General features: G+C 62.6%; 21 protein-coding genes. 16 read left to right on the top strand and 5 right to left on the bottom strand.

Annotated features, from left to right (window positions below; genetic code table 11):
• Positions 1 to 311 precede the first annotated feature (311 nt).
• Genes AB8A50_RS12675 through AB8A50_RS12660 form a run of 4 tightly spaced genes read left to right on the top strand, consistent with a single transcriptional unit; the run spans position 312 to position 3929 of the window.
• Positions 312 to 971: a class I SAM-dependent methyltransferase gene (locus AB8A50_RS12675; RefSeq protein WP_439077855.1), complete on the top strand. Its 660-nt coding sequence runs from the start codon at positions 312 to 314 to the stop codon at positions 969 to 971.
• A gap of 56 nt (positions 972 to 1027) precedes the next feature.
• Complete coding sequence (locus tag AB8A50_RS12670; protein ID WP_374725715.1) at positions 1028 to 1825, top strand: UDP-2,3-diacylglucosamine diphosphatase; 798 nt, start codon at positions 1028 to 1030, stop codon at positions 1823 to 1825.
• A gap of 14 nt (positions 1826 to 1839) precedes the next feature.
• Positions 1840 to 2889 (top strand): glycosyltransferase family 4 protein, encoded by a 1050-nt coding sequence (locus tag AB8A50_RS12665; protein ID WP_439077854.1) that lies wholly within the window; start codon positions 1840 to 1842, stop codon positions 2887 to 2889.
• Positions 2890 to 2942: 53 nt separating this feature from the next.
• Positions 2943 to 3929 carry a threonine ammonia-lyase gene (locus AB8A50_RS12660; RefSeq protein ID WP_439077853.1) on the top strand — a complete coding sequence of 329 codons (987 nt, stop codon included), beginning with the start codon at positions 2943 to 2945 and terminating at the stop codon, positions 3927 to 3929.
• Positions 3930 to 3939: 10 nt separating this feature from the next.
• Here the strand turns inward: AB8A50_RS12660 and AB8A50_RS12655 are convergent, their stop codons facing one another.
• Positions 3940 to 5118: a hypothetical protein gene (locus tag AB8A50_RS12655; RefSeq protein WP_439077852.1), complete on the bottom strand. Its 1179-nt coding sequence runs from the start codon at positions 5116 to 5118 to the stop codon at positions 3940 to 3942.
• 76 nt (positions 5119 to 5194) lie between these two features.
• Between AB8A50_RS12655 and AB8A50_RS12650 the strand changes: the two genes are divergently transcribed.
• Positions 5195 to 6412 carry an MFS transporter gene (locus tag AB8A50_RS12650; RefSeq protein WP_439077851.1) on the top strand — a complete coding sequence of 406 codons (1218 nt, stop codon included), beginning with the start codon at positions 5195 to 5197 and terminating at the stop codon, positions 6410 to 6412.
• Here AB8A50_RS12650 and dgcA read toward each other — a convergent pair.
• Positions 6382 to 7353: an N-acetyl-D-Glu racemase DgcA gene (gene dgcA / locus AB8A50_RS12645; protein WP_439079973.1), complete on the bottom strand. Its 972-nt coding sequence runs from the start codon at positions 7351 to 7353 to the stop codon at positions 6382 to 6384. The genes AB8A50_RS12650 and dgcA overlap by 31 nt on opposite strands.
• Positions 7354 to 7606: 253 nt before the next feature.
• Between dgcA and AB8A50_RS12640 the strand changes: the two genes are divergently transcribed.
• From AB8A50_RS12640 to AB8A50_RS12620, 5 genes are read left to right on the top strand one after another with little or no spacing between them, the layout of a single operon-like run.
• Entirely contained in the window at positions 7607 to 8737 is a 1131-nt protein-coding gene (locus AB8A50_RS12640) for an ABC transporter permease (RefSeq protein ID WP_089265213.1), read from the top strand.
• Between the two features lie 5 nt (positions 8738 to 8742).
• Positions 8743 to 9555, top strand: coding sequence for an ABC transporter ATP-binding protein (locus tag AB8A50_RS12635; RefSeq protein ID WP_089265212.1), 813 nt, complete (start codon positions 8743 to 8745; stop codon positions 9553 to 9555).
• Positions 9556 to 9574: 19 nt separating this feature from the next.
• Entirely contained in the window at positions 9575 to 10504 is a 930-nt protein-coding gene (locus AB8A50_RS12630) for an MlaD family protein (RefSeq protein WP_120291412.1), read from the top strand.
• A gap of 31 nt (positions 10505 to 10535) precedes the next feature.
• Positions 10536 to 11411 (top strand): aldose 1-epimerase family protein, encoded by an 876-nt coding sequence (locus AB8A50_RS12625; protein ID WP_439077850.1) that lies wholly within the window; start codon positions 10536 to 10538, stop codon positions 11409 to 11411.
• Positions 11412 to 11464: 53 nt separating this feature from the next.
• Complete coding sequence (locus tag AB8A50_RS12620; RefSeq protein WP_439077849.1) at positions 11465 to 11869, top strand: GFA family protein; 405 nt, start codon at positions 11465 to 11467, stop codon at positions 11867 to 11869.
• 108 nt (positions 11870 to 11977) lie between these two features.
• Here the strand turns inward: AB8A50_RS12620 and AB8A50_RS12615 are convergent, their stop codons facing one another.
• Positions 11978 to 17392: a hypothetical protein gene (locus tag AB8A50_RS12615; RefSeq protein WP_439077848.1), complete on the bottom strand. Its 5415-nt coding sequence runs from the start codon at positions 17390 to 17392 to the stop codon at positions 11978 to 11980.
• 424 nt (positions 17393 to 17816) lie between these two features.
• Here AB8A50_RS12615 and AB8A50_RS12610 point away from each other — a divergent pair, with 424 nt between their 5' ends.
• Both AB8A50_RS12610 and AB8A50_RS12605 read left to right on the top strand, forming a co-directional pair.
• Positions 17817 to 18164 (top strand): Hpt domain-containing protein, encoded by a 348-nt coding sequence (locus AB8A50_RS12610; protein ID WP_439077847.1) that lies wholly within the window; start codon positions 17817 to 17819, stop codon positions 18162 to 18164.
• Positions 18165 to 18331: 167 nt separating this feature from the next.
• Complete coding sequence (locus AB8A50_RS12605; RefSeq protein WP_089265206.1) at positions 18332 to 18652, top strand: 2Fe-2S iron-sulfur cluster-binding protein; 321 nt, start codon at positions 18332 to 18334, stop codon at positions 18650 to 18652.
• Between the two features lie 40 nt (positions 18653 to 18692).
• Here AB8A50_RS12605 and AB8A50_RS12600 read toward each other — a convergent pair whose 3' ends face one another.
• A complete protein-coding gene (locus AB8A50_RS12600; RefSeq protein ID WP_439077846.1) occupies positions 18693 to 19145 on the bottom strand; it encodes an acyl-CoA thioesterase in 453 nt (150 codons plus the stop codon).
• A gap of 200 nt (positions 19146 to 19345) precedes the next feature.
• Between AB8A50_RS12600 and AB8A50_RS12595 the strand changes: the two genes are divergently transcribed.
• The 3 genes from AB8A50_RS12595 (at position 19346) to AB8A50_RS12585 (ending at position 22105) form a co-directional block, all read left to right on the top strand.
• Positions 19346 to 20374: an NAD(P)/FAD-dependent oxidoreductase gene (locus AB8A50_RS12595; RefSeq protein WP_089265205.1), complete on the top strand. Its 1029-nt coding sequence runs from the start codon at positions 19346 to 19348 to the stop codon at positions 20372 to 20374.
• 264 nt (positions 20375 to 20638) lie between these two features.
• Positions 20639 to 21274 carry a DUF2147 domain-containing protein gene (locus tag AB8A50_RS12590; protein ID WP_439077845.1) on the top strand — a complete coding sequence of 212 codons (636 nt, stop codon included), beginning with the start codon at positions 20639 to 20641 and terminating at the stop codon, positions 21272 to 21274.
• Between the two features lie 261 nt (positions 21275 to 21535).
• The gene (locus AB8A50_RS12585) at positions 21536 to 22105 is read left to right on the top strand and encodes a DUF4865 family protein (RefSeq protein WP_439077844.1); all 570 of its coding nucleotides are present in this window, start codon (positions 21536 to 21538) and stop codon (positions 22103 to 22105) included.
• Here AB8A50_RS12585 and AB8A50_RS12580 read toward each other — a convergent pair.
• The gene (locus AB8A50_RS12580; protein ID WP_439077843.1) at positions 22102 to 22959 is read right to left on the bottom strand and encodes a LysR family transcriptional regulator; all 858 of its coding nucleotides are present in this window, start codon (positions 22957 to 22959) and stop codon (positions 22102 to 22104) included. The two genes, AB8A50_RS12585 and AB8A50_RS12580, sit on opposite strands and share 4 nt — an antisense overlap.
• Positions 22960 to 23117: 158 nt before the next feature.
• On the opposite strand from AB8A50_RS12580, the gene AB8A50_RS12575 reads away from it, so the two are divergent.
• Positions 23118 to 24662 carry an MFS transporter gene (locus tag AB8A50_RS12575; RefSeq protein ID WP_439079972.1) on the top strand — a complete coding sequence of 515 codons (1545 nt, stop codon included), beginning with the start codon at positions 23118 to 23120 and terminating at the stop codon, positions 24660 to 24662.
• The last annotated feature ends 50 nt before the right edge of the window (positions 24663 to 24712 follow it).

Raw genomic sequence — 24712 nt, 5'->3', positions numbered from 1 at the left:
CGCCGACGTCAGTCAGGCGTCAGAGCAGCGTTATTTTCGCTTAAGGCGCCGCGAAGAGGCGGCCAAGCGTGTCGAACGCGTTCAGGAAGGGCTTCGTCTTGCAAATTCCGCGCGTCAGCACCGGATTCGCGATCCACGTGCGGCAGCCGCTCTGTGGGTACATATCAATTACGGTAGTCCCCGGGGCTCTTGGCGTATCCAGCGGTACTTCTCATGCGACACTCTGTCGTCGATCTGTCATCCCGGCTTGATATCAGCCGAACAGCAAATGGGTTGTCCGATTCTTTCGGACACGCTGGGCGGAACCTTCGATGACGACGCTGGATCTCGAAAAGTCCATTGTTGAAACGGCCTATGCGCGGTGGGCTCCGATCTATGATGCGGTGTGCGGTCCGGTGATGCTGAAGGGGCGCCGTGCGGCTGCGGAAGCGGCGCGCGCTGTTGGCGGCAAGGTGCTTGAAGTTGGTGTCGGCACCGGCCTGTCATTCGATGACTACGATACGAGCACCGAGATCACCGGTATCGATTTAAGCGGGCCCATGCTTGCCAAGGCGCGCGCCAAGATGGCAACCGGCCGCTATCCATGGGTCAAGGACATCAGGGAGATGGACGCCCATGCCATGACATTTTCTGACGCGACCTTCGACTGCGTCGTAGCCCAGTTCGTGATCACCCTCGTCGAGAATCCCGAGCAGGTGCTGTCGGAATGCCACCGCGTGGTGAAGCCGGGCGGCCGCATCATTCTCGTCAATCATCTGTATTCGGAGACTGGTCTGGCAGCCGCCGTCGAGCGCTGGGCCGCGGTGAAGACCCGTTCCCTCGGTTTGCGCCCGGAATTCCCGTTCGCGCGGCTGCAGGCGTGGTCGCAAGCGAATGCTGAATCGATCCTCATCGAACGCCGCAAGGTGGCGCCGTTCGGCATCTACACATTGGTTACTTTTGAGCGAACCGCGGCGGCGCTGGCGGCGTAAATCGTCATCGCCGTGTCATGCAAATCAGTTAGCTGCTCGACATGGAAAGAGACGTGATGAGTGAAGGCAACGAAAAGCGCTTTCGCACCTTGTTTATCTCCGACGTCCACCTTGGCGCCCGCGGATCGCAGGCTGACCGGTTGCTGGACTTCCTCCGCACCCATGATGCCGATACCATCTATCTCGTCGGCGACATCGTCGATGGTTGGGCGCTGAAATCCGGCTGGCACTGGCCGCAGTCCCATAACGACTTCGTCCAGAAGATGCTGCGCAAGGTGCGCAAGGGCGCCAAGGTCGTTTACATTCCTGGCAATCACGACGAGTTCCTGCGCAGCTATTACGGCACGCATTTCGGCGGTATCGAGGTCGTCGAGACCGCGACGCATGAAGGCGCGGACGGCAAGAAGTATCTTGTCATCCATGGCGACATTTTCGACCTTGTGGTGCAGAACGCGCGCTGGCTCGCCCATCTCGGCGACAAGGCCTATGACTTCGCGATCCAGATGAATCGTCTGGTCAATGCGCTGCGTAAATTGTTCGGCTTCCCCTACTGGTCGCTGTCGAAATGGGCCAAGATGAAGGTGAAGAACGCCGTCAACTATATCGGCGCATTCGAAGAGACGCTGGCCGGCGAGGCACGGCGTCACGGCGCTGATGGCGTGATCTGCGGCCATATCCACTACGCGACGATCCGCGACGAGCACGGCATCCGCTACATGAATTGCGGCGACTGGGTCGAAAGCTGTACGGCGCTGGTCGAACACGAGGATGGCCGCTTCGAGATCATTACCTGGACCGATCCGGTCCGCCGCGGCATGCCGGTGCAGGCGCTCGCACCGGCCAAGGCGGCGTGAAGGATGGCGGCCTGATGCGCATTCTCGTCGCTACCGACGCCTGGCATCCCCAAGTCAACGGTGTCGTACGCACGCTGACCATGATGGCGGAGGCGGCCAAGGGCTTTGGTGTCGATGTGAGTTTTCTCACGCCGGAATCGTTTCGTACGGTCGGGCTGCCGAGCTACGCTGATTTGCGCGTTGCGATCCCGAGCCGCCGCAAGATTGCACAACTGATCGACGAGGCGAAGCCCGACAATATCCATATCGCCACCGAAGGCCCGATCGGATTTTCTGCGCGTGCTTATTGCCGCCGTCGCAACATTCCCTTCACCACCAGTTTCCACACGCGCTTTCCCGAATATATCTCGGCGCGTTTTCCGATTCCGGAATCCTGGGTCTGGGCCGGCCTGCGTCGTTTCCATGGCGCCAGCTCCGCCGTGATGGCGGCTACGCCAGCGCTCGCGACCGAGCTACGTGACCGCGGCTTCCGCAATGTCGTGCTGTGGCCGCGCGGTGTCGACGCCAATCTGTTTCATCCGCGTCAGGTCGATCTCGGCAAGCCGAAGCCGATTTTCCTCTCGGTCGGCCGCGTCGCCGTCGAGAAGAACCTCGAAGCCTTCCTCGATCTCGATCTGCCGGGCACCAAGGTCGTGGTCGGCGATGGCCCGGCGCGTGCCGCGCTCGAAGCGAAATATCCCGAGGCGTTGTTCACGGGCGCGTTGCAGGGCGAGGCTCTGGCCGTTGCCTATGCCTCAGCCGATGTCTTCGTGTTTCCAAGCAAGACCGACACCTATGGTCTCGTCCTGCTCGAGGCGCTGGCGAGCGGCGTGCCGGTGGCAGCGTTCCCGGTAACGGGTCCGAAAGATGTGATCGGCGCGTCGCCGGTCGGTGCGTTGTCGGATGACTTGCGGCAGGCCTGTCTCAAGGCGCTCGAAATCTCGCCGCAAGATTGTCTCAAGTTTGCTGCCGGTCACACCTGGGAAGCGTCGGCACGCGCTTTCGTCAACAATATCAGCCATGTGCGGGCCGAAATCGCTGCTCGTGCACCGTCCGCAGCGAAGCATCCGCGTTTCGCTGCCTGACATGCTCTTTGTATAGCTTGCTCGCCGGTTGTGCCGCGCGATAAAATGCGCCCATGACAAACACTCCATTGCCGATCACATCCGCCGATATCGATGCCGCCGCGCGCGTCATCGCCCCTTATGCGGCGCGTACGCCGTTGCTCCGGTCGCCTGCGCTCGATGCGCTGACCGGCGCGAAAGTGTTCCTGAAGCCGGAAGTGCTGCAGCGGACCGGCTCGTTCAAGTTTCGCGGCGCCTTCAACAAGATTTCCTCGATCCCCGAGGGTGAGCGCGGCAGGGGCGTCGTCGCATTCTCCTCCGGCAATCATGCGCAGGGCGTTGCTGCCGCGGCGCAGATTCTCGGTATGAAGGCGACTATCGTGATGCCGTCGGATGCGCCGGTGTCGAAGGTCGAGCGCACCAGAGGCTATGGCGCCGAAGTCGTGCTCTATGATCGCGACAAGGAAGATCGCGAAGCCATCGCCCGCGACATCGCCGGCAAGAGCGGCGCCACGGTCGTGCCGCCCTATGACGATCCGTTCGTGATGGCCGGGCAGGGCACTGTCGGCCGCGAGATCGCCGAAGACATGGCCGCCTTGGGCATCGTGCCGGACATCGTGTCTGCGCAGGCGTCCGGTGGCGGCCTGATCGGCGGCATTGCCACAGCCGTGAAGGCGCGATTCCCCGAGACCTCGATCATCGTCGCAGAGCCCGCGGGCTTTGACGATCACGGCCTCTCATTGCGCGCCGGCAAGCGCGTCGCCCACAGCAATGCGGGCCGCACGATCTGCGATGCGCTGATGGCCCTGACGCCCGGCGAAATCACCTTCGCCGTCAATCAGCACCTGCTGTCGGGTGCCGTCACCGCCACCGACGAGGAAGTTGGCAAGGCAATGGCCTTTGCGTTTCGCGATTTGAAGCTGGTGGTCGAGCCCGGCGGTGCCGTGGCGCTGGCCGCCCTGATGCAGGGGCGCTTCGATGCGCGCGGCAAGACGGTGGTGATCGTTTTGTCCGGCGGCAATGTCGATGCGGATCTCTACGCCAGGATCATCAACGCCTGAGCTGAAGCGCTTACGAGAAGAACGCGATCTTCTCGGCCTGCGTCATCTTGCGGATCGGCGCCAGCGGGTCCGATGCCGGCGCGTTCGGATCCGCGATCACGCCGCCAGCAATCAGCGCTGCGCCGAGTGATGGCGCAGCCGCTTCCACCTGAGGCACCAGGTCCGGCTGCGGCGGCTCGGGTGCCAGTGCAACCTCGGCGATCTGCGCCAGCGTCATCAGATCGGGATTGAGGGCTTCGGGTTCGGCTGGCTGAACAGCGACAGCTTCAACCTGCATCACCTCAGGCTCAACGTATTGAGGCTCGGCAAGCTGAGGCTCAATAACGTCCGGCTCGCTCAGATCGAGCGCGCCCATCTCTGCGGCGACCATATCGAGCACGGCGAGGTCATGTTCGTCCTCAGCAATCCCCACGCTAGCTTCTGCGATGGGCGCGGCCGTTTCAGCGACGGTCTCTGCGGCGACCGTCTCTGCGGGGGCCGGCTGTACAGCGGCGCGCGGCGGTTCGACGCTTGAGATCGTGACCGTTTCAGCGAGTACTTCGCTCGCCTGCGACTTGAACAACGGCGTCACGGATGCTTCGCGTGCTTCGGCGACAACGGGCTCGACCTTTTCGGCAGCCGGAGTCGGTTCGGCCTGCGCAGTCGTCGCCGCGCTGCCATCGACCATCTGCTCGACCCGCTGCATCAGCAAGTCGTAGCTCGCCAGCACATCCTCACGGCCATTGCCATTGAGAGCCTGCTGGCCGGCCTCGATAGCCTTGACCTGCGTGTCGAGCAGATCGCAGATCCGCGTGTCGGCGCCGCATTCACGCAGCGTCCAGGCGATCTCGCGGATGATGCGGGTGCCGTTACGGGCGCCGGTCAAAACCTCGTCGGCGTCGACGCGCGGCATCGCCTCTATGGCGCTGGCCTTGGCCTGACGGACGGCAGAACGGATCGCGCCGAGCGCGGCGATCAGGCTGAGCGCCGGCGCCTGCTTCTGGGCGGCGAGATTGGCTTCCAGCCGCGTGACGGCTTCGAGAACCAGGCTGGTATCGGCGGTGCGGTTGCGCTTGGCATATTCGGCAAGAAACCAGCGGCCGCGCGCGGTCTCCATGAAGGCTTCGCGGATCGCGTCATAGTCTGCCTCGCCCGGCAGGGTGGGCCGGGCGGAGATCGGCGACAGGGCAAATGCTTCTTCGGCCATCATGATAACTCGTGGCGCGCACAGGGATGCGCGGTATGTAACCATCTCCACGATCCCGTGGCGAATCGCAGTTCACCTCATGATAGCCGAATCTGCCACCCATAGCGCCCCGCAAATCCGCCGCAAATTCGCGCAGCGGCTGGCGATGTTCTACGGCACGGTGTTCGGCTCCAGCGGCTTCTATCTGCCGTTCTTCCCGGTCTGGCTGAAGGCGATCGGTATCGATCCGACCTGGATCGGCGCCATCCTTGCTGTGCCGTCGATGACGCGCTTCACCACGCTGCCCTTCATCACCGCTTTCGCAGAGCGCCGTCATGCCCTGCGCCAGACGATGATTGTCTGTGCCTTCCTCACCATGATCGGCTTTGCGACAGTAGGCACGCTACGCGAACCGCTCGCCGTGCTCCTGGTGTTCGCGCTGACGGCGGTGGTCTGGACGCCGCTCACGGCGTTGACCGATGGCTATGCGCTGAAAGGCGTGGTGCGCTTCGGCTTCAGTTACGGTCCGCTACGGCTGTGGGGCTCGGCGGCTTTCGTGGTTGGTGCGCTTGTCTGCGGTCTGGTGGTCAACTGGCTCGACGGTGAGCATCTGATCTGGGTGATTGTTGCAGCGATGGTGCTGTCGGCTGTCGTCAGCCTTGGTCTGCAGCCATTGGGCGCGCCGACAGGCGACGGCACGGTGCTCTCGAAGGCAAGCGCGTTGCTACGCGATCCCGGCTTCCTCGCCATCGCGATCTCCGCCGCACTGATCCAGGGCAGCCATGCCGGTTACTACACCTTCGCGTCGATCACTTGGCAGGCGGCTGGACTCGACGGCCTCACCATCGCGGGTCTATGGACGCTCGGCGTGCTCGCCGAAATCATCCTGTTCGCAGTGTCGCCGCGCCTGACTTTGTCACCTGCAACCATGGTCATCCTTGGTGGCCTTGGCGCATTGCTGCGCTGGACGCTGACCGCGCAAACGCTTCCGCTCCCGATTCTCGTGGTTGTGCAATTGCTGCACGGCGCGACCTACGGTCTGACGCAACTCGGCACCATGGGCCTATTGCTGCATCACGTGCCGCCGCACGTCATGGCGCGGGCGCAGGGCTATGTCACCGCCTGCACCGGCCTGGTGATGAGCAGCATGGCGGTTCTGTCAGGCGCGATCTATGCGCGTTACGGCGAGGGCGTTTATTACGTGATGGCCGTGCTTGGCCTCGCCGGCGCGACCGTCATATGGTTCGGCCGGCATCGCGCCGGGCAGCCGCCGGGCGTTGCGGGCGATCAGCCCCAGAGCGCCGCGTCGGGCGGATAGACCGTGCTTTCGTCATAGCGCAAACCGCCGTCGCGATCTCCGGCGAGCAATAGCGGACCATCAAGATCGACGAAGCGTGCATATTGCGCAATCAGCATCGCGGGCGCCATCGCCAGCGACGTCGCCACCATGCAACCCACCATGATGTCGAGATTCATGGCACGCGCGGCATCGGCCATCGCCAGCGCTTCGGTCAGGCCGCCGGCTTTGTCGAGCTTGATGTTGATCGCATCGTAACGCCCGCGTAACGCCTCAAGCGAAGCGAGGCCATGCAGGCTCTCGTCGGCGCAAACCATGATCGGCCGATGCACATGCATCAGCGCATCATCCTTGCCTGCCGGCAGCGGCTGCTCAATCAGCGTGACGCCGGCGTTATGGCAGGCATCGAGATTGGCTTTCAGGTTGTCCGGCGTCCACGCCTCATTGGCATCGACGATCAATTCGGATTCCGGCGCGGCCTGGCGCACGGCCGTGATGCGGCTGATGTCGTCGTCACTGCCGAGCTTGATCTTCAGCAGCGGCCGGTAGGCGGCCTTTGCGGTGGCGGAGGCCATCGCCTCGGGCGTACCAAGCGAGATCGTATAGGCGGTGGTGCAAGCGCGCGGTGCCGGCCGCTGCAGCATGTCCCAGACGCGCTGGCCCCGGCTCTTGGCTTCGAGGTCGAGCAGGGCGCAATCCACGGCGTTACGGGCCGCGCCGGCAGGCATAGCCGATTGCAGGGCGTTTCGGTCGAGGCCCGCGGCAAATCGGTCCTGCATCGCCAGGATGGCCGCCAGCGTGGCCTCCGGGGTCTCGCCATAGCGCGCATAGGGGACGCATTCGCCACGGCCGGTCAAACCGCCGCGGTGGATCTCGGCGACCACGACGACGGCCTCTGTTTTGGCGCCGCGGCTGATGGTGAAGGCGCCAGCGATCGGCCATTGCTCGATCCGGGCGGTCATTAGGGCGGGGGCAGCGTCGGATGCGGACAATGCGGCGTCTTTCGGGCTGTGCCGGCAACGGCGGGTAATGACGTGTCTATAAGTTTACGTGATCGCCGTGAACTTGTTTGCGACGCAATGCCGGTGTCTGACAGGGCGGATTAAGGCTATATTAACCATAGCAACGTGTTGGCTTCACTTGGCTTCTCAGAAACGTATTTGGGCGTGTTAATACTTTGTTCATGCACAGACTGAACGCCCGCGGGAGCCTGTTTTGAGCGGCCCGACCTTGGAACAGATCGCGAAAGGCGACGGCTTGGCGCTGTGCGCGGCTGGGTCGTGGACGGCGCGTTTTGCCCCCGCGCTCGAAAAACTCGTCGGCGAGGCCGAGAAGCTGACCGGTAGCCGCCCCAACATCTTCATCGACGTGTCGCAGGTCTCCAAGCTGGATACATTCGGCGCGTGGCTGATCGAGAGGTTGCGTCGGGCGCTGACCAATGGCGGCCACGAGGCGCAGATCGCGGGCCTTTCGGCGAATTACGCGACCTTGGTCGACGAGGTCCGCCGCGTGAAGCCTGCGGTCCCGTTACCGGCAAGCGGTAGCGCCCTGACTGCCGTGCTCGATGGCATCGGCCGCAATATCTATGGCATCGGGGAAACCCTCGTCGCGCTGGTCGATATGATTGGTGCCGTGATCGCGGCCTGGTTTCGCGTCTGGCGGCATCCGTCGAAGTTCCGGCTCACCTCGGTGGTGCATCACCTCGAGCAGGTGTGCTGGAACGCAGTACCGATCGTGGTCCTGATTACGTTCCTGATCGGCTGTATCGTTGCCCAGCAGGGCCTGTTCCATTTCCGCCGCTTTGGCGCCGACGTCTTCGTGGTCGACATGCTCGGCGTGCTGGTGCTGCGTGAGCTCGGCGTGCTCTTGGTGGCGATCATGGTCGCCGGGCGCTCCGGCAGCGCCTATACCGCCGAGCTTGGTTCCATGAAGATGCGCGAGGAGATCGATGCGCTTCGCACGATGGGTTTCGATGCCATCGAAGTTCTGATCTTGCCGCGGATGGTGGCGCTGGTACTGGCGCTGCCTATTCTCGCATTTCTCGGCGCGATGGCTGCGCTCTATGGCGGTGGTCTGGTCGCCTGGCTCTATGGCGGCGTCGATCCGTCGTCGTTCCTCTCGCGGCTGCGCGAGGCGATTTCGATCAACCACTTCATCGTCGGCATGGTGAAAGCGCCTGTGATGGCCATGGTGATCGGCATCGTGGCCTGTGTCGAAGGCCTGGCCGTGCAGGGCAGCGCGGAGTCGCTGGGGCAGCACACCACCTCGTCAGTGGTGAAGGGGATCTTCTTCGTGATCGTGATGGATGGCGTATTCGCGATCTTCTTCGCAACGATCGGGATCTGACGGCCATGACCTCGACGACTGCGACGCCCATTACTGAGACGCCGACGGCTGCCGCCTCCACCTCTGCCGATGCGATCATCAGCGTGCGCGATCTTACCGTGGCATTCGGCAGCCGCCGTGTGCTCGACGGCCTCAACCTGAACGTGGCGCGCGGCGAAATCCTCGGTTTCGTCGGCGCGTCCGGCGCCGGCAAGTCCGTGCTGATGCGCACGATCATTGGCCTCGTGCCAAAGGTCTCCGGCACGATCGAAGTGTTCGGCACCGATCTCGACAGCGGCGACAAGGAACGCCGCGAAGTCGAGCGGCGTTGGGGTATCCTGTTTCAACACGGGGCGCTGTTCTCGTCGCTCAACGTGCGACAGAACATCCAGTTTCCGGTGCGCGAATATCTCAAGGTCTCGGAACGTCTGCTCGACGAGATCACCATGGCCAAGCTTACCATGGTCGGTCTCAAGCCGGAGGTCGCCGATCGCTATCCGTCGGAACTGTCGGGCGGCATGATCAAGCGCGTAGCGCTGGCGCGGGCGCTCGCGCTCGATCCGGAGATCGTGTTCCTGGACGAGCCAACATCGGGTCTCGATCCGATCGGCGCTGGCGATTTCGACGAATTGGTGCGCACGCTGCAGCGAACTTTGGGGCTGACCGTTTTCATGGTAACTCATGATCTCGACAGCCTGCATACAGCCTGCGACCGGATCGCCGTTCTCGGTAATGGCAAGATCATCGCGCAGGGAACGATGGCCGACATGCTGGCCTCGCAGCATCCCTGGCTTCGGGAATATTTCCACGGCAAGCGCGCACGCGCTGTTATCGGCTAGTTGTACTGGAGTTGGTTTGATGGAAACGCGGGCGAACTTCGTCCTGATCGGAATTTTCACGCTGGCGGTGATCGCCGCAGCGTTCGGCTTCGTGTTGTGGTTCCAGAATCTGCATTCGACCACGCAGCGCACGCCGCTGCGCATCATTTTCGAAGGCGCGGCGTCGGGCCTGCGCAACGGCGGCAATGTCAACTTCAATGGTATCCGGGTCGGTGAAGTCGTCTCGGTGAAGCTCGACAATCCCAAGCGCGTCGTTGCGCTGGCGATGGTCGAGAATATCGCGCCCATTCGCAAGGACACGCAGGTCGGCCTGGAATTCCAGGGTCTCACCGGTGTAGCTGCGATCGCGCTGAAGGGCGGCGATGAAGCTGCGCCCGCGGTGCCGCTGGACACCGACGGTGTGCCGGTGCTGACGGCCGATCCGGAGCTGCTGCGGGATATCTCTGAATCGATCCGGGCAACGCTGAACAACGTCAATCGTCTGGTCGCCGACAATCAGGATACTCTCAAGGGTGCCATGAAGAATGTCGAAACCTTCACGGCGACGCTGGCGAAAAATTCCGAAGTGATCGACGGCATCATGCTGAAGATCGACAGCGTGATGGGCAAAGCCGATGGTGTCATGGGCAAGGCAGATAGCGTGGTGGCGCGGACCGACAATATCCTGCTCGGCCTTGATGCGCTCGCGGGCGGCAAAGACGGCGGCGAACTCACGGCGGCCGTGAAGTCATTTCATGAGCTGACCGAGAACCTCGACAAGCGTTCCGGTGCATTGATGCTCGATGGTCGCCGCACGCTCGCCGATATCAGCCGTGCGGTGAACAATCTTGACCGCAACCCGACGCGCCTGTTGTTTGGCGCCAGCAGCGGCACACCCGCGGCTGCGCCTGCACCGGCGGCGCCTCCGGCATCTGTCGCTCCGCCGCGTCGTCGCCAGCAGGCTCAATAGACACCAGTCTGAATATACAGGGAGAGCGCTGATGGAGACCCAAGATAGCTTCACCATCAGCAATGGCCGCGTCACGGCGACGATCAAGGCCGCTGGCGCCGAACTCTGCTCATTGAAGGATGCGCATGGGCATGAGGTGCTCTGGCAGGCCGGTGAGGAATGGCCTCGCCACGCGCCGCTGCTGTTTCCGATTGTCGGCAAGCTAAAGGACGATGTACTGCGCCATCGCGGCCAGGTCTATGCGATGACCCAACACGGCTTTGCGCGCGACCAGCGCTTCAGCTGGAGCGGGCAGGGACCTGCATCCTGCGCGCTGTCGCTGGCGGACAATGACGCCAGCCGGGCGAAATATCCGTTCTCGTTTCGGCTTGACGTCACCTATGTGATCGAGGGCGATGAACTGGTGATCGGTTATGCCGTGACCAACACTGGCGAAGAGATGCTGCCGGCCTCGATCGGCGCGCATCCCGCGTTTCACTGGCCTCTGACGGATGGCGCCGACAAGCGCGCGCATACGATCATCTTCTCCGATGCTGAGCCGGCGCCGATCAGACGGCTCGAGGGTGGACTGTTGCTGAGGGAGCCTGAACCATCGTCGGTACAGGGCGGCGCACTGGCGCTGTCGGAATCGCTGTTCGTCAAGGATGCGATGATCTTCGATCATCTCGCCAGCAGGTCGCTGAGTTATAGCGCGCCTGGCGGACCGACGATCACCTTCGCCTGGGAAGGCTTTCGCGAACTTGGCATCTGGTCGAAACCATCCGGGGCTGCATTCCTCTGCATCGAGCCGTGGTACGGCTATGCCAGCCCGGTGGATTTTGACGGCGAGTTCGCCGACAAGCCGGGCGTAATGCATATCGCGGTGGGCGAGACGCGCAGCTTCACCCAACGCATCGGGTTCGCATGAGGTAACTGTCGCGGCCCGTGATCCAGCAGACCGCTGCATCGAGGAGGTCCGTCATGTCGAGAACTGCGTCCTGTTCGTGCGGTCAGCTGTCCATCGTGCTTGAAGGCGAGCCGAGGGGCGTCGGTATATGCCACTGTTTCGCCTGCCAGCGCCGGACCGGCAGCGTCTTCGCGGTGCTCGCGGGTTTCGGGCCAAGTTACAATGTGACCGGCATCGCGACCGAGTATGTCCGCACAGGAGATCAGGGAGCGCGCTTCCGATTCCGGTTCTGCCCGGTCTGCGGCACCAATCTCTTCCACACCGAAGAAGGATATGAAGCGCGTTCCGTAGCTGTGGCGGTCGGCTGCTTTGCTGATCCGGATTTTCCGCCTCCGGAGATCTCCGTCTATCATTGCCGGCGGCATGCCTGGGTGTCCTTGCCGTTCGGCGTCAACATTCACGACAAGGATCCCGCGTGATGACGGCACCGGCCTGGCCCCGCGTATAGCGCTCCGGCACAACAGCAGGCTCAACAAAAAAGCGGAGGCATCGCTGCCTCCGCTTTTCGCATTCGTATTTAATCTTGCTTAGCCCAGCCGACCCGCTGCATGCGCGAGCAGGGTGTAGACCAGACCCGTTTCCGAGGTCAGATGGCTGCGCAGCGCTGCCGGACCGCGTTCATCGCGGGCGACTTCGTCAAGCAGGCGTTCGAACTCGGTGATGTAGCGATCCACCGTACCCTTGAAGTTGCGGTCCGACCGATACTTGCGGGCGACTTCATCGAAAGCCTTCTGGCCGGCGGGCGTATAGAGCCGCTTGCTGAAGGCCTTGCTCTCGCCGCGCTGATAGCGATCCCACATTTCGGCAGCCAGTGTCCGATCCATCAGGCGGCCGATATCGAGCGACAGCGACTCCAGCGGATTGGCCGAGGCTGCAGGCTGCTGCGGAGCCGGTGCGCGGCGCGGCGGCGTGCGATCTTCTTCGACGTGATCGGCGCGGCCGAGCAGATCCGACAACCAGCCGTCACGGCCCTGGTCGGAGTTGGCCGGAGCGACCGACGGCGCTTCGGTGCGACGCGGCGCTGGGCCACCGATATCGGGCATCGGCAAGTTCGTTGCGCTACGGGCCGGCGGCTCCTCGCGGCGCGGGGCCGGACGCGGAGCCTCGTGGCGCGCTTCACTACGGCTGCTGGCGATCGCCATCGCCGGCTCCTCGTCACGCTGCACGCTGGTGGTGCGGCTGGTCGAGACCACGTCGAGGCCGCGGCCGTGGCGGGCAACGATGCGGTTCAGCTCGGCGAGCGCCTCGATCTGGTCGACGATCACCTTGCGCATCTGCGCAGTGCTCTCGGCGGCTTCCTGCGGCATGTCGAGAACGCCACGGCGCAGTTCGGTGCGGGTGCTCTCGAGCTCGTTGTGCATTTCGGCAGCCATCTGCTTCATGCTGGCGACCATCGACGAGAACTTGTCGGCCGACTGCTTGAACATGGCATCGGCTTCCTGCGTGCCCTGCTGGTAGATTTCGCTCATGGCTTGCGTTGTCGCGCGGCGTTCTTCTTCCGCGGCGGTGCGGACGGCTTCGAACTGCCGGCTGATCGCTGCCGAGCCCTGACCGGCGGTCTCTGCGACGACGCGGGCGATGTCGCGGGCACGTTCTTCAGCGGCTGCCAGCGATTCATCAAGAAGGCCGGTGAAGCGGGTGAGGCGCTGATCGAGATCGGTGGTGCGCAGATCGATGGTGGTGACCAGCGATTCCAGCGCCGCCTTGCGTTCGCCGACCGACGACATCGTGGTGCGGTTGCTCTGTTCGACCAGAGCCGCGGCATCCACGAGGGCATGGCCATGGGTTTCGAACTGGCCCGAGAGTGAGCCGAGATCTTCCAGGGCTTTCGAGGTCTTGGAGGTGAACACGGTGAGCTGTTCTTCCAACGTCTGGGTAGCCAAGCCGTTGCGCGACGTCACATCGTTCATGGTGGACACGAAGTCCGCCACGCGGGTGACCAGAGCGCGCTCCAGCGAGTTGAGATTGTCGTGGGCGCCGGTGAGGACTTCCTGCAGCAGGATGTTGCCTTCGCGCAGGCGTTCGAACAGCGCCACGGTATCGGTGCGCAGGATCTTGCTGGTTTCCTGCATCTCCGTGACCGCAGTGATCGAGACCTGACGCGACTGCTCGATGGCGGTGCGCGAGCTCTGCTCGAGATCCTTCAGCGACTTGTTGACCGCACCGGTGGCGAGTTCGCCAGCCGTGGTGATGGCGCGAGCCACGTCTGTGCTGTTGGTGACCATGGTCTGCGAGAAGGTCTGGCCGCGGCTCTCGATCGCCTTGAGCGCGTCGGCGGTGACGCGATCGATATCGACCGTGAGCTGATTGGCCTTGGCGCCCAGCGCATCGACCAGCGAACCGCGCTTGGCGTCGACCATCTGCGACAGACGGTCGGTCTGCTGCTGCACATAGGTGACGATTTCGTCGGTCTTGCCTGTCATCGTGGTGCCGAAGCTGCCCGAAGCGGCGAACACCGACCGCTCGATCTCCGACGAGGTGGTCTTGATCTTGGTGGTGATCTCGTTCGAGGCGGCGACCAACGAGTTGTGCGCATTCTGCGCACTGGTCTGGATGTTGTCGGTCGTGTTGGCGGTGACGTTCGAGAGCGAACGCTCGATGTCGGCGGAAATCACCTTGATCTGGTTCGCGGCATCCGCCGAGGAGGTTGCCAGCGAGGTCTGCACTTCGCGAGCGCTCGAGAGAATCGCAGCCGCCGTGTCGGCGCCGACCGCGGTGAGTGTGCGCTGCACGTCGATCGAGAGCGACTTCACGTGGCTTGATGCCTCGGAAGACGCGGTGACCAGCGTGCTCTGGGCTTCGCGGGCGCCGGCGACGATCGACTCAGCAGTTGCGGTGCCGGCTGTCGTGAGGCTCCGCTCCATATCGGCCGCGAGGTTGCGGACATGGTTCGACGCTTCGGTCGAGGCGTCGATCAGCGAGGACTGGACGTTGCGCGTGCTGGCCAGGATCGAATCCGCGCTGGCGGTGCCGGCGGCGATCAGTGTGCGCTCCACGTCGGCCGCAAGGGTGCGGACCTGCTGCGAGGCGTCTGTCGATGCGGCGACCAGTGTGCTCTGCGCGGCGCGGGCGCCGGACAGGACCGAGTCGGCCGTCGCCGTGCCTGCGGCAGTGAGTGTGCGTTCGATATCGGCCGAGAGCGACTGGATCTGGCTGGCAACTTCCGAAGAGGTGGCGACCAGGGTCGACTGGGCGTCGCGGGCACCCGACAGCATCGAGGCGGCCGTGGCGGAGCCGGCCGCGGTGAGGGTGCGTTCGACATCGGCCGACAGTGACTTCACCTGCAGCGAGGCTTCCGAAGACGCATTGACCAGCGTGGCCTGCGCATCGCGGGCGCTGTTGACGATGGCCGTGGCGGCAGTGGTGCCGACGGCGGTCAGCGAGCTCTCGATATCGGACGCCGTCAGCTTCAGCTGCGCGCCGACATCGGTCGAGACCGACACGAGGGATTCCTGCGCGGCGCGGGCGCCAGCCTGAATGGTCTCGCTGGTATTGACCATGAGATGCGTGAGCGAACGTTCGGCGTCCTCGACATTGGTCTTGATGCCGATCGAGAGTTCTTCGGCGCGGGCCATGAGCGAGTCGCTGGCCGTGCGGCCGGAGGTTTCGATACGACCGGCAACGGCTTCGATGCGCGAGCCGAGCAGTTCCTCGAACTGTTCGACGCGGGTTTCGATCCCGCCGGCGACGATGCCGATACGACCTTCCATGCCTTCGTGGATCGTCTGGAAGCGTGCAGTGATGGTATCCGCGAACTGCGTGCTGCGGCTGTCGATGGCATCGGTAACGTTGTTGATGCGGCTGTCGATGGCCGTGATCGCCTGCGTCGTGCCTTCGGTGAGCGAGCTCGTGAAGTAGGAAAGGCGGTCGTCGATCGAGTGGATCGCCTGCACGGCGCCTTCCGTGAGCGCGGTGGTCAGGTGGGTCAGGCGGTCGTCGACCGAGCTGACTGCGAGGTTCGCGCCTTCGGTCAGGGCGGTGGTCAGATGCGTCAGGCGCGAATCGACCGACTGGACGGCCTGGTTGGCACCTTCCGAGAGCGTCGATGCGAGGTTTTCAAGGCGCGTATCGATGGTCGCGGTGACGGACTGCGCGCGCGCGTCAAACGTTTCTTCAAGGCTCTTGAGACGTCCATCGACGGTCTCGTCGAACGACTTGATCCTGGTGTCGAGCGACGCATCGAGATTGACGACGCGGCCTTCGAATTTGGTCTCGAATTCTGCGAGGCGGGTGTCGAGCGACGACGTGATGCCGCCGACATTGGACGCGACGCGGGTGTCGAAATTATCGACATAGGTCTTCAGCGTTTCCGAGATGTCCTGCGTACGCTGACCCAGGCGATCGACGACTTCGCCGCCGAAGGTCTTCACGGTGCGGTCGAATTCCGAGATGTGCTTGGTGATCAGTGCGCCCAGCGTACCGCTGTCGCGCGAGAAGCGCTCGGCCAGCTCGCTGCCCTGTTCCTTCACCAGTTCGTCGAAGGCGTTCATCTGCAGGCTGAGGGTGTCGTGCGCGGTTTCGGTCTGGCTCGCGACCTTGGCGACAAGTGCGTTGACGGTGGCGTCGAGGGACTCGCCCGCCTTGTCACCTGACGTGAGGATCTGGTTGGCTAGGCGGTTGCCGGCATCGTCGATCTTGCTGACGAGGTCGCCACTGCGCAGCTCGAGTTCGAGCAGCAAGCTATCGCTGGAATTCTTCAGCGAGTCGTGGACCTGCTCGGTGCGATCCGACACGCGATCGACGATTGTCGAGGAGCGCTGTTCGAATTCGCTGGTGATGCGGTCGATACGCTCGTTGAGCATTTCGTGGACGCGATCTGCCAGATCGACAAACTCGTCGTGTACGTGGCCGGTCTTGAAGTTGAGGCTGGTGGTCAGACGCTCGCTGGCGTCGAGCACCGCGCGGGTCGTCTCGGCGCTGGCCTCTTCGAGGCGGTCGAGCAGGTCGCCGCCGCGCTCGCCGAGTGCGAGGATCATGTTGTCGCCGGCATTGCCGAGGGCGCGGGTGATGTGTTCGCCGCGCTCTTCGAGGGCGCCGGTGATGCTCTTGGCGACTTCGTCGACGCGTGATGCGATGGCGTCTGAAATCAGCGCGATGTCGTGGCGAAGATCGATCTGCACGCCCGAAATGGCGGAGCGAACCTGTTCGGCCTGACCGACCAGGTTGTCGCGCTGATGCGCGATGTCCTGCAGCAGTGCGCGGATACGAACTTCGTTGTCAGAGTAAGCGCGCTCGAGCGCGGAAACTTCGTTGGCGACGAGGGTTTCGAGTTCGCCGGCACGCGCAATCGCGCGCTCGACGCCGTCGCCCATCGCAGCGACTTCGCGGCGGATCGCCTGGCCGACCGTGACCATCGAGTCGCTGGCGGTGCTTTCGGGCTCGGAGAAGCGGATCGCAACCTGTGCCATCGACTGGGCGATCAGGCGCATTTCCTGGCCGCGCCAGGCGAGGCTGGCGAGGAAGTAAAACAGCAGGATCGGGGCGAACAGCAGTGCGGCGAGACCGGCCAGCGCCAGCGTGCCGCCGGAGCCCTGACCGATCAGGGCCTGCAGCGACGGCAGGAACGCAACGGTCAACAGGCCTGCGCCGACGATCCACAAGCCGGCGAACAGGGTGGCGAGCGTATAGACGTTGCGGGCGGGGCGGTTCTTCTGCAGCGCCTGCAGGATCTGGCCGATGGTTTCGCGGTCATCGTTCGCGGGACGGCGCGCAAAGCGCTGATCGTCCTGCGGCTCGAAGCTCGGGCGATCATTGGCAATGCGTGCGTCGAAGGCGTTGTCGTCGAGGTCGACGGGGGAAGATGGATTGGTGGGAGCGTTGTCGGCACGGATCGCGGGTTGATCGCGATCGACATGCGCGGGGTCACTGATGTTGAGAGCTTCCTGGATGGCAGAGAGCGCGACTTCGGTCGGATCCTTGGCCTTTTTGGTGTTGTTTGCCATGCTCGTTCCACGCCCCCTGATTACGCAACTGACAGAAGTCCCCACGATTCGTTCCCGCCTGCAGCATGGCGACTGGCCATGTGCACCCCGCGGGACGAATTTCGGACTGCCGGTCGCTCGGCTTGTCCGCTACTTCCGCAAACATCCTATTGGCTTGGTCGCGCGAATGAAATGGTTCTGGTTAAGACATTCTTAATGATAGTTAACGGCTTCCCCCGGTAACTTCTTGTGGCGCCTCAAATAAACGGAATGGCCCCTCAATCGTGGCGAGTTTGCGTCAAAACTGCGTCAACCCGGCGGATTGTACCTAGAACGTTCCGTTAACCAATTCCGTGTTTGGCTGCAAAAAATCGCAGCCGGATCGTTCGGTTGGCGGGAGTTTGGGCCATCATCAATGCCGCTTCACCTCGAACGAGTTCAATGGATGCCGTCACCGCCGCTGGTTCCCGATGACGGGCCGATCGATTTCTCCCACCTTCAACGTATGACTATGGGCGATAGCAGCCTGGAACGTGAAGTTCTGGCGATGTTCGCGGCCCAGTCGAGCGAGTTGATCGAGAAGATCGTCAAAATGCCGGCGGATGCGGCTGAACTCACGCACAAGCTGAAGGGCTCCGCGCAGGCGGTCGGCGCGTTCCGCATCACGGAAGCCGCCGAATGGCTGGAAACTACGCTGCGCGACAGCAGCGATACCGCTGAGGCCCTGATGACGCTCACCGACGCCGTTCTCGAGGCGCGGGCGGAGATCGACGTCCTTCTGAAACGGTCCTGATCCCCAAGGGATCAGCTTTGATCCCAAAAGGGATCGTTTTTGATCCCCCAAAGGGGGCATGCTTGGCCCTGCTTTTCTAGATGACGGTTTTGCTGCGGAGCGCTGGCGCGATCCGGATCGACCCGTTATAGGACAGCCGGTATCTTCCTTTCGGCAGCGCGAGCATCATGGCCAAGATAAACTTTGTCGATCACTCCGGTGAGACCCGCAGCATTGACGCCGAGATCGGCTCCACGGTGATGGAGGCGGCCATTCGCAATGCCATCCCGGGTATCGAAGCCGAGTGTGGCGGCGCCTGCGCCTGTGCCACCTGCCACGTCTATGTCGACGAAGCCTGGCAGGAGCGCGTCGGTGCGCCGACGCCGATGGAAGAGGACATGCTGGACTTCGGTTACGACATCAAGCCGAACTCCCGGCTGTCGTGCCAGATCAAGATCACCGATGCGCTCGACGGCCTTGTCGTGATCACGCCGGAACGCCAGGCCTGAGCTTCCCAAGACTTGTTCTGAGCTTTCCAAGCCCTGTTATTTACTGCGCGTTCAAGCCGCGCAGCATCCATGGCTGAAACCGTTCGATGACCTCGGGCGGGATCGGCGTCGGCTGGCGGCTGGTGAGGCCGACCATCACGGTCGTTGCAATCGCCGAGGCCATGCACTTGCCTTCCGAAAACACCACCTGCGAATAGGTCACCGAGGTCCGGCCGATTTTGGTAACGCCGAGCCCGAGTTCGATCTTGCCGGGCCAGTGCAATTCGGCGCGAAAGTGAATATCGAGCCGCGCCAGCACCCAGCTTTGCCCCGGCGCGATCAGCCCGCATGCCGGGTCCCGCATCAGCAACACGCGGCTGGTTTCGAAATAGCTCGAATACACCGCGTTGTTGACGTGGTTATTCGGATCGAGATCCGCAAAGCGCACATTGTCCGACAGGCGATAGGGATAGTCGTCGAGGACGGGCGCCGGGGCGCGGGCAGGGGCGTTCACGAAATTGATCTCCAGCAATGCTTGGCAGGTTTGCGCCTGTTACAGCGCAGTTGCACAGCCCAGGCAAGGGCGGGGCACATGCTGATTTCAGGCCGAGCCGCTGTGGCTTTCCCCGTGTGGCGCCGCTAGGCTGGACGCAATTGCCGGATGGCGCCGGGCTCTGCGATCTCGCAGGGCTGGTTCAACCGAGAAAAAACACTATGGGCGAAACGATCAAGACGGACGTGCTGATCATCGGCGCCGGCCCCTGCGGACTGTTCGCCGTTTTTGAACTGGGTCTGCTCGATATGAAGGTCCATCTCGTCGATATCTTGGACAAGATCGGTGGCCAATGCGCCGAGCTCTATCCTGAAAAACCGATCTACGACATTCCTGCGATTCCGCTGGTCACCGGTCAGGGGCTGACCGAAGCACTGCTGGAGCAGATCAAGCCGTTCCATCCGACCTTTCATCTGAATGAAATGATCGAGACCATCGAGAAGATCGGCGACCCCTTGTTTCGTGTCACGACGGATGCCGGCCAGGTGTTCGAAACCAAGGTGGTGGTGATCTCCGCCGGCGGCGGCTCGTTCCAGCCGAAGCGTCCACCGGTGCCGGGCATCGAAGCCTATGAAGGCACGTCGGTGTTCTACGCGGTGCGCAAGATGGAGCAATTCCGCGACAAGGATCTGCTGATCGTCGGGGGCGGCGATAGTGCACTGGACTGGACGCTCAACCTGCATCCGGTCGCGCGGCGCGTCACGCTCTTGCATCGGCGCGATGATTTTCGTGCTGCGCCTCACAGTGTCGAGCAGATGCGCAAGCTCGTGGCAGCCGGTCAGATGGACCTGCAGATCGGTCAGGTCACCGCGCTCGAAGGCGAGGGAGGCCATCTCACTGGGGCTGTCATCAAGGGCAATGACAACGAAAGTGTCCGGATCGACTGCAATACGATCCTGCCGTTCTTCGGCCTGACCATGAAGCTCGGTCCGGTCGCCAACTGGGGCGTCACGCTGGAGAACAACCTGATCCCGGTGGAGACGGCGTCGTTCGAAACCAATGTCCCCGGCATCTTCGCCATCGGCGATATCAATACATATCCCGGCAAGCTCAAACTCATCCTGTCCGGCTTCCACGAGGGCGCGCTGATGGCACAGAAGGCATATCACTACGTCTATCCGGACAAGCGGCTGGTGTTTCAATACACGACGTCCTCCTCCAGCCTGCAGAAGAAGCTCGGCGTTAACTAACTTCGGCTAGTTGTTGGAAACATCTTGTATGACGGAGATGCAAAGGCGGTTCGGATCGCCGGTAACCGCGTCGGGTTCGGTGGGGCAGCTTGTGGCAAAGCTGTGGCCGCTGACACAATCGGACATCCGGCGCGCGATCGGCAATCTTGCAAAAGCCATCAACCGCAGTCACTCTCTCGTCGCGGAAGATTGATAGTCTATGCAATCGGATCGAGTGCGGATACTCGGCGGATGCCTGGACGACGAATTGCACTGGGGAAGGCGATGGCACAACTTCGATCCCGACGTCTGGCGCTCACAGTCGCTTCAGGTCTGGCCGCATGCGCGATGTTTGCCGGCCCTCTCCACGCCGCTGAGCCGACTGCTGCCGGGCTTTGGCAGAAGGTTGAGAATAACAAGCCTGTCGTCTGGGTTCTGGTGGTTGACCATGGCGGCGGCGTATTCGAAGGCGCGATCGCCAAGACGTTTCCGAGCCCCGATGACAAGCCGGGCGACGACTTCTGCGGCAAGTGCGTCGATGACCGGAAGGGCCAGCCAGTGCTGGGCATCTCCTTCATCCGCAACATGCAGCAGCAGGGACTGAAATACGAGAACGGCAACATTCTCGATCCGCGCGACGGCAAGGTCTACAAGGCCAAGATGAGCGTCAGCGCCGATGGTCGGGCGCTCACCGTGCGTGGCTATTGGGGCATTGCGCTGCTCGGCAAGGACGAGACCTGGTACCGTCTGCCCGACACCGAAATGGCCTCGCTCGATCCAACCGTGATCGCGAAATATGTGCCGACCCTCGCGGCAGCAGCCGTGAAGCCGCCAACCGTCGGTAATGCCGCCGCGAAGGCCCCCGTCCCGCCGATGAAGAAGGCCAGCAACGTGACCCCGGGTAGCAACGTCGCGCGCTGATCGCCGCCAACTTGCTTGTGGCTCCCCCACAGGCGAAGACTGTCCAACACCCCACATTCTGGAAGCCGACGCCATGGCGCGTCGGCCATTTCGTTGCCAATTCAACCGTGCGCGCCAGCTTCCAACGTTGCTTGTCGGCTCTCTCCGGATTCATTTGAATACCGGATCATAGAAATATGATTCCACGTCTGTTCTTCGCGGCCCGTCGATCGATATCGTGCATCGATTCAATGACAATGGCTGCTGAAGGAGCCCATCACGATGATCGTTGCGCATTACGAGCATCGCTTGCCCGCCGACTATGATCTCGGCTTGATCCGCTCACGCGCGCAGGAGCGTGGGCCGCTCTGGGATGCAAAGCCGGAGCTCTATTTCAAGGGATTTCTCTTGCGAGAGAGCGGGCGCTTCGGTGCAATGACGTCTAGCTATTCCTCGCTTTATCTGTGGCGGCACGACGAGGCGTTTCGCGATTTTCTCGTGAACGGCGGATACAAGATCGTCGTCGATATGTTCGGTCGGGCGCGGATCGAAACACGCGTTGCCCTCGATGCCCGGAAGGGGGCTGGACGGGAGGCGCGCTTTGCTTATCGGCAGGACGTTGCCATTCCGCCCGATGCCAATCTCGCAGCGGCAATGACAGGCGAGATCGAGCGCAACGCGGATCTCTCGGCGCGCGCCGGAATTGTTGCAGCAATCGTCGGATTGGATGCCGAGAAGTGGGTCTTCACCCGCGTCCTGCTCTCGGAGAATGAATGCACCGATGCTGGCGCTTGCTACCAGATCCTGCATCTGGCGCAGCCGCTGCTGGATCGCCTTCCATACGCTACCTAGCTCGTATGCGCGCGGTGTTCGCGGAACGCAGCCGCGAGGGTTCGCAGCGCTTGGCGAGACTGCATATCCGACAGTGTCGAGAGAAGTACGATTTCCGATGACGCCAGCGGCGGCAAGCCAAATTTCTGGCTGACTTCGACGGTGCCGGCCGGTGCAAGCCGGCAGGAGAAGACCGCGGTGGCAAGGCCTGCGGAGACTGCGTCCGACACGACTGAAGAGCCGCCACCGAGAAACACCTCCGTCCATGCGATGCCGGCCGCGTCCAGCGCATGAATGGCAACGTCGTGCACGCCACATACTGGCGTTAGCGCCGCCAGTCGCAATGCCTCGCCCGGCCGGTGCACGAAACCCGGTGCTGCGAACCAGCCGAAATGCTCGGGCGCAAGCACTTCGCCATCGCGGCGATCATCCTCACGCCGGACGATGGCCGCATCGATTTCGCCGCGGTCGAATGCGTCCAGCAAATTGCGTGAATTATCGAGGCGAACCTCGATCGTGAGCGTGGGGTCATGGGCATTCAGGCGAGCCAGCAGCGTCGGAACCTCCGGCCCGGCCACATGGGCCGCAATGCCGAGTGCGAAACGGCGACGGGTCGCAGACAAAGCTGCGACAGCGCGATCATGCGCGGCCAGGAAGTCGCGGGCTGAATCGACGAATAGCGCGCCTTGCGCCGAGAGGCGCACCATTCGCGGGGTTCGTTCGATCAATTTATGGCCGAGGCGGTCTTCCAGCCGCTTCAGCTTCACGCTGATCGCGCCCTGGGTCGTGCCGAGCGCTTCCGCCGCGCGGGTGAAGCTCTGAAGATTGGCGATGGTCACGAATGCCTGCACGGCATCCACGTCCAGGGCACTCATTTGAATTATCCAGATTTGTTGTCTCTGAAATATTTAATCATCCAATTCTGAAATGGTCAACCTCTGCCTATGTTGCGTTCATCACAACGCAGACCGGGTGGACCTCGTCCTCTGTCGTCGGGCTTCACTGTGGCGCGTTATTATCCCGAAAGGCTCCCATGCTCTCCGAATCGACACGACAAAGCACATTGGCTTTGGCGGCTGCCTGTCTCACCTCCCTGATGTTCGGTCTGGAGATTTCCAGCATTCCCGCGGTCCTGCCGACACTGGAGCGGGTGCTTCATGCCGATTTCAAACAGCTTCAATGGGTCATGAATGCGTATACGATCGCGGTGACGACGGTGCTGATGGCAACCGGCACGCTCGCGGATCGCTATGGGCGCAAGTGCGTCTATCTGATTGCGATCGTCGCGTTTGCCGCTGCATCGCTGCTTTGCGGCCTGACCGAAAATATATTGGTGCTGATCGTTGCCAGATTTCTCCAGGGCATGAGCGGCGGGGCGATGCTGATCTGCCAGGTCGCGGTGCTATCCCATCAATTTCCGGAAGGGCGGCAACGCGCCGTTGCATTCGGCTGGTGGGGGATCATCTTTGGCATCGGTCTGGGCTTCGGCCCGATCATCGGTGGTGCGATCGTGGCTTTGTCTAGCTGGGAATGGGCCTTCCTCATCCATGTCCCGCTTGCCGTGATCGCCCTGATCCTTGCCGGGAGCGGAGTTCGCGAGTCGCGCGATCCGGAGGCCAGCAGCCTTGATCTTGCAGGGATCATCACGCTCTCGCTTGCAGTCTTCTGCCTCGCATTCTTCATTACGCAAGGCCCGGATATCGGCTTCGACAGCTGGACGGCGTTTGCGGTCGTCGGCGTGTTCGCTGCAAGCCTGATCGGCTTTGTCTTCGCCGAGCGTCTCAGCCCGAGGCCGATGTTCGACTTCACCGTCTTTCGGATCCGTAATTTTTCCGGCGCGCTGGTCGGCTCGATGGCCATGAACTTCAGCTTCTGGCCGTTCATGATCTATCTGCCGATCTATTTCCAGGCAGGGTTAGGTTATAGCAGCGTCGGCGCCGGACTGTCGCTTCTGGCCTATACGTTGCCGACGCTGGTCGTGCCGCCGGTGGCCGAACGACTCGTGCTACGTTTCCATCCGGGTCTGGTCATCCCGCTCGGCCTGTTCACGATCGGAGCGGGGTTCTTCGCCATGAAGATCGGCAGCTCGGTCGCGCATGCGAGCTGGCTGACGATGCTGCCGGGATGCGTCCTTGCCGGCATCGGATTGGGGCTGACCAATACGCCCGTGACCAACACGACGACCGGATCAGTGCCGCAGGAACGCGCGGGCATGGCGTCAGGCATCGATATGAGCGCCCGCATGATTGCGCTTGCCATTAATATCGCGCTCATGGGCCTCATTCTCGTCGAGGGAGTTCGTGCGTCTTTGAAGGCCGCGCTACCAAGCGGTACCAGTGTCGAGCTCTTACGCTCGCTGGCAGAAAGCGTCGCCGCCGGCACGGCGCTTGCGTCCGAATACAATCCCGGCGGAGCCGTCATTCAAGACGCCCTGACCCAAGGGTTCGGCTGGGTCATGCTCTATGGCGGAATGAGCGTGTGGATTCTCGCGGGCATCAGCTTTGTTGTCTTCGGCCATGGACTGCCGAGACGCGCGCCACATGGTCAAAGCTGTGTCGAAGGCGACGGTCGGGCGTAGTCCGGACCGCTTCGCTTCTGCCGGGACCGCGATGGATAGCTGAGCTGATC

It is taken from the genome of Tardiphaga sp. 841_E9_N1_2 (assembly GCF_051811065.1).
Lineage (GTDB): Bacteria > Pseudomonadota > Alphaproteobacteria > Rhizobiales > Xanthobacteraceae > Tardiphaga > Tardiphaga robiniae.
Note: the sequence above shows the minus strand (reverse complement) of the source record. Positions and strands in the feature narration are given on the sequence as shown.

Bases quoted from the DNA above. Each gene is read 5' to 3' on its own strand.
- AB8A50_RS12675 (WP_439077855.1), top strand. From the start codon at position 312: ATGACGACGCTGGATCTCGAAAAGTCCATTGTTGAAACGGCCTATGCG.
- AB8A50_RS12670 (WP_374725715.1), top strand. From the start codon at position 1,028: ATGAGTGAAGGCAACGAAAAGCGCTTTCGCACCTTGTTTATCTCCGAC.
- AB8A50_RS12665 (WP_439077854.1), top strand. From the start codon at position 1,840: ATGCGCATTCTCGTCGCTACCGACGCCTGGCATCCCCAAGTCAACGGT.
- AB8A50_RS12660 (WP_439077853.1), top strand. From the start codon at position 2,943: ATGACAAACACTCCATTGCCGATCACATCCGCCGATATCGATGCCGCC.
- AB8A50_RS12655 (WP_439077852.1), bottom strand. From the start codon at position 5,118: ATGATGGCCGAAGAAGCATTTGCCCTGTCGCCGATCTCCGCCCGGCCC.
- AB8A50_RS12650 (WP_439077851.1), top strand. From the start codon at position 5,195: ATGATAGCCGAATCTGCCACCCATAGCGCCCCGCAAATCCGCCGCAAA.
- dgcA (WP_439079973.1), bottom strand. From the start codon at position 7,353: ATGACCGCCCGGATCGAGCAATGGCCGATCGCTGGCGCCTTCACCATC.
- AB8A50_RS12635 (WP_089265212.1), top strand. From the start codon at position 8,743: ATGACCTCGACGACTGCGACGCCCATTACTGAGACGCCGACGGCTGCC.
- AB8A50_RS12630 (WP_120291412.1), top strand. From the start codon at position 9,575: ATGGAAACGCGGGCGAACTTCGTCCTGATCGGAATTTTCACGCTGGCG.
- AB8A50_RS12625 (WP_439077850.1), top strand. From the start codon at position 10,536: ATGGAGACCCAAGATAGCTTCACCATCAGCAATGGCCGCGTCACGGCG.
- AB8A50_RS12620 (WP_439077849.1), top strand. From the start codon at position 11,465: ATGTCGAGAACTGCGTCCTGTTCGTGCGGTCAGCTGTCCATCGTGCTT.
- AB8A50_RS12615 (WP_439077848.1), bottom strand. From the start codon at position 17,392: ATGGCAAACAACACCAAAAAGGCCAAGGATCCGACCGAAGTCGCGCTC.
- AB8A50_RS12610 (WP_439077847.1), top strand. From the start codon at position 17,817: ATGCCGTCACCGCCGCTGGTTCCCGATGACGGGCCGATCGATTTCTCC.
- AB8A50_RS12605 (WP_089265206.1), top strand. From the start codon at position 18,332: ATGGCCAAGATAAACTTTGTCGATCACTCCGGTGAGACCCGCAGCATT.
- AB8A50_RS12595 (WP_089265205.1), top strand. From the start codon at position 19,346: ATGGGCGAAACGATCAAGACGGACGTGCTGATCATCGGCGCCGGCCCC.
- AB8A50_RS12590 (WP_439077845.1), top strand. From the start codon at position 20,639: ATGGCACAACTTCGATCCCGACGTCTGGCGCTCACAGTCGCTTCAGGT.
- AB8A50_RS12585 (WP_439077844.1), top strand. From the start codon at position 21,536: ATGATCGTTGCGCATTACGAGCATCGCTTGCCCGCCGACTATGATCTC.
- AB8A50_RS12580 (WP_439077843.1), bottom strand. From the start codon at position 22,959: ATGAGTGCCCTGGACGTGGATGCCGTGCAGGCATTCGTGACCATCGCC.
- AB8A50_RS12575 (WP_439079972.1), top strand. From the start codon at position 23,118: ATGCTCTCCGAATCGACACGACAAAGCACATTGGCTTTGGCGGCTGCC.